General features: G+C 44.9%; 3 protein-coding genes. 1 reads left to right on the top strand and 2 read right to left on the bottom strand.

Translation table 11 applies throughout. The annotated features are described in order from the left end of the window. Window positions 1-131: 131 nt before the first annotated feature. Together AABK37_RS40805 and AABK37_RS40800 are read right to left on the bottom strand one after the other, a co-directional pair. The gene (locus tag AABK37_RS40805; RefSeq protein WP_432557083.1) at window positions 132-1,184 is read right to left on the bottom strand and encodes a fatty acid desaturase; all 1,053 of its coding nucleotides are present in this window, start codon (window positions 1,182-1,184) and stop codon (window positions 132-134) included. Window positions 1,185-1,452: 268 nt separating this feature from the next. Beyond that, on the bottom strand, window positions 1,453-2,268 hold the full coding sequence (locus AABK37_RS40800) for an acyl-CoA desaturase (protein ID WP_432557082.1): 816 nt from the start codon (window positions 2,266-2,268) through the stop codon (window positions 1,453-1,455). Window positions 2,269-2,358: 90 nt separating this feature from the next. On the opposite strand from AABK37_RS40800, the gene AABK37_RS40795 reads away from it, so the two are divergent. Further along, complete coding sequence (locus AABK37_RS40795; RefSeq protein ID WP_432557081.1) at window positions 2,359-3,588, top strand: aminotransferase class I/II-fold pyridoxal phosphate-dependent enzyme; 1,230 nt, start codon at window positions 2,359-2,361, stop codon at window positions 3,586-3,588. Window positions 3,589-3,701 lie beyond the last annotated feature (113 nt).

Here is a 3,701-nt window from a genome sequence, read left to right as displayed (position 1 = left end):
GTTTCTCGGTTTAATGAGGTACACCCGTAGGGGCACGGCAGTGCCGTGCCCCTACAACCCGCCATATAATTTTGTACCTCACCTGAGTGGGAATCGCTATATCATGCTTTATCTTGACACTTCAGCCTTTTTTATCGTCCTGCGTAATAGTCGTTAAAAGACTGATAGCCACTATCGGTTCTATACAGTTGGCATTGGTCTGTAATTTGCTTCATTAAAGACCAAGAAAACCGACATTCATCATGTAGATACGTGCCCCAATTTTCTTGGATACTGCGATAAGCCATCCGCAAATTATAAGAGGGAATAGCAGTAGAAATGTGATGGGGGACGTGAACATTAATATCGTGGCAAAGGAATTCTACCCAGCGTGGGTAATCGCAGTGAATTGAGCCAAATAGCTGTGCTATTCCAGCATTCCACTTAGAAGCTTCCACGAAAGGAACATCTGAAGCGGTATGGTGAACAATAGTAAAGGTACTCATCCAGAAATGGTAAACCAGCCAGGGTATCAGCCAAAATTTGACAAAACCCCAAATACCGGTTGTAGCGATGAGAGTTGGGAAAGCGATCGCAGCAAAAAGCACCACCACAGCCACAGAAAGTTTAACACTCTTATGCTCTTTAGTTTGGAACTTTCGCCAATCAAAGTGTACAACCGCCCAATGTCCAACTGAACCTACCCACCACAGGCGTTTAGTAATAAATACCTTAAAAGCAGACTGTCGGGTTTTATCCCAACCTTCAAACACTTCTGGTCTGATGGGATGCCAAGCGTTGTCTTCGTCTAACTTATTGGTATGAGTGTGATGATAATTATGCTTAATCCGCCAACTGTGGAACGGGTAAATCAACGGCATCATAAATAAATGCCCTACCACATCATTCACCCAGCGACGTTTGGCAAATGAACGATGACCGCAATCATGTCCGATCACAAAAAAACCCGTCAACGCAGTGCCAGTAAAAATCCACGCTACGGGTAAGAGAAACCAAGGAGAGAATATCAGGCTTAAGTAGCCAAGGCTTACCATCAAGACACTGATTATTGCTGTTGTCCAAGCTTTGCGACGATCCTGCACAAAACATTCTCGTGGCAGGGTTTTGATAATATCTTTAAGCCTCAGGTCGGAATTACCTAAGTCACAAGCTTCTTGTTTGCCGCTGATTGTTGATGTAGTCATGAATACCTGATAGACAACAAACCTCACACTACCGAACTAAAGACGCGAGTTTTCGCCTCTTTACAGACTGATTGCAAATCGTAACATTACATAATCGCTTTGGATTATAGCAACCTAACTGAGCATAGCGCACCAGTAAATCGCTTTTGTCCGCTTTGCGCGGAATTTACAAATCAATATTGGTGAAAGTCTTTTATTATTAGTCATTAGTCAAGAGTCAAAAGTCAAGAGTTTATTGACTATTAATCCTTGACTAATGACTGACTTGCTACTTTCCAGGTGCCAGCTTTACATTCGTAGCCAGACCGAGTGCTTGCAGCAGTTGAATTGTCATCCATGTTAAATCGATTTCCCACCATTCCAGCCCGTGACGAGCCGAGTATTGATAAGCGTGGTGGTTATTGTGCCAACCTTCGCCAAATACTAAAACAGCTACCCACCAGCAATTAGTTGAGCGATCGCCACTATCGTGCGTGCGATAGCCAAATTTGTGCGTAGCGCTGTTTACCAACCAAGTGCAGTGATAAACCCAGACAATGCGAACAAAAATTCCCCAAACCACAAACGACCAACCACCAAGCAACAAAAGCAGTCCACCCAGCCCAAATTGGATGAGAATAAAATATTTTTGTAAAAACTGATAAACTGGGTCGTCGTTGAGGTCTTTAGTAAAGCGAGGAGCTTCCGCGTGAGCGGGAGATTTACAAACCAGCCAACCCATGTGACTCCACCAAAAGCCTTTGTTGGAATCATGGGGATCGTCGTTTTGGTCAGAGTGCAAATGGTGTATTCTGTGTGTACCGATCCACTCTAACGGTCCGCCTTCACAGGCGAGTGTGCCAAAAAATATGAGAATATATTCCAGCCACTTGGGAGTTTGAAAACTGCGGTGAGTGACAAGACGGTGAAATCCTAGAGTAATGCCTAAACCGCCAGTCACCCAGTAAAGAAATACAGCCACACCGACTGCTTTCCAGCTAAAGTTGCTAGGCAATAAAGCAAACAAAGCTCCGATGTGCAGAGCAATCATAAAAAGGGTGTTTACCCAGTTGATTTGAGGTTTAGTTGAGGCAGCAATTGTCATGCAGTAATCACCTGAGTAGGAATTTTTGAGAGTAAGGAACCGCGAGAACCCGCGAGATCCGCATGTGTATTTTTTTTGAAAGAGGAACAGATGAACAGCTTTGATGTGCTGCAAGAAGCAGAACAGGCACTATTACAGATTTTTTCTGGAATTGACGCTCAGGTCAAGCATAATCTGAAACGAGTGCTGGATGCATTTCGCGATCGCCGTGTAGGGGCACACCATTTTGCTGGTGTAAGTGGTTATGGTCATGATGATTTAGGACGAGAAACTTTAGATAAAGTTTTTGCCGATGTAATGGGTGCTGAAGCGGCGGTGGTGCGGGTGCAGTTTGTATCCGGAACCCATGCGATCGCTTGTGCTTTATATGGTGTCCTCCGTCCTGGAGATGAAATGCTTGCTGTAGTGGGGGCACCCTACGATACTCTCGAAGAAGTCATTGGTTTACGGGGTGAAAATCAAGGTTCTCTTCTTAATTTTGGCATAAATTACCGACAATTAAATCTAACCTCTGAAGGAACAATCGATTGGCAAGTGTTAAGTCAAGGTGTAAAACATAATACTCGTTTAGTATTAATTCAACGTTCTTGTGGCTATTCGTGGCGTCCAAGTTTATCAATTGCTGAGATTGAAAAAATCATCCACATAGTCAAACAGCAAAATCCCAACACAATTTGTTTTGTCGATAACTGCTACGGCGAATTTATCGAAACTCAAGAACCCACCGCTGTAGGTGCTGATTTAATCGCAGGGTCATTAATTAAAAATCCTGGTGGGACAATTGTCAACGCAGGCGGATACGTCGCCGGTCGCGCCGACTTAGTAGAAGCAGCCGCATGTCGCCTTACCGCACCGGGAATTGGTAGTTATGGCGGTGCGACATTCGACCAAAATCGCATTCTCTTCCAAGGCTTATTTCTCGCTCCACAAATGGTAGGAGAGGCGATGAAAGGAACTCACCTTACTGGTTATGTGTTTGATAAACTCGGTTATCCGGTGAATCCAGCACCTTTTGCGCCCCGCCGCGATGTGATTCAATCAATTAAACTCGGTTCCGCGAAAAAGCTGATTGCCTTCTGTAAAGCCATCCAACAGCATTCTCCCATCGGTTCCTACCTCGACCCCGTTCCGGATGAAATGCCGGGGTACTCAAGCCAGGTAGTGATGGCTGGAGGAACGTTTATTGAGGGTAGTACTTCGGAGTTTTCCGCCGATGGTCCATTGCGGGAGCCGTATGTGGTTTATTGCCAAGGTGGGACTCATTGGACGCATGTGGCGATCGCGTTAGAGGCAGCGATCGATGCGGTGGGACAAGCGTAGAAGGTAAGTTACCCAAGTTGCTAGTTATGCTTTAGAGGGTTCGCAGGCATAACATTAAAGCAATAAAATCCCCTCCAGAGTCAAAATCGGAGGGGTTTATGTTAAATGAAACT

Source organism: Tolypothrix sp. VBCCA 56010 (genome assembly GCF_050875635.1).
In the GTDB taxonomy this organism is placed as follows: domain Bacteria; phylum Cyanobacteriota; class Cyanobacteriia; order Cyanobacteriales; family Nostocaceae; genus Hassallia.
Note: the sequence above shows the minus strand (reverse complement) of the source record. Positions and strands in the feature narration are given on the sequence as shown.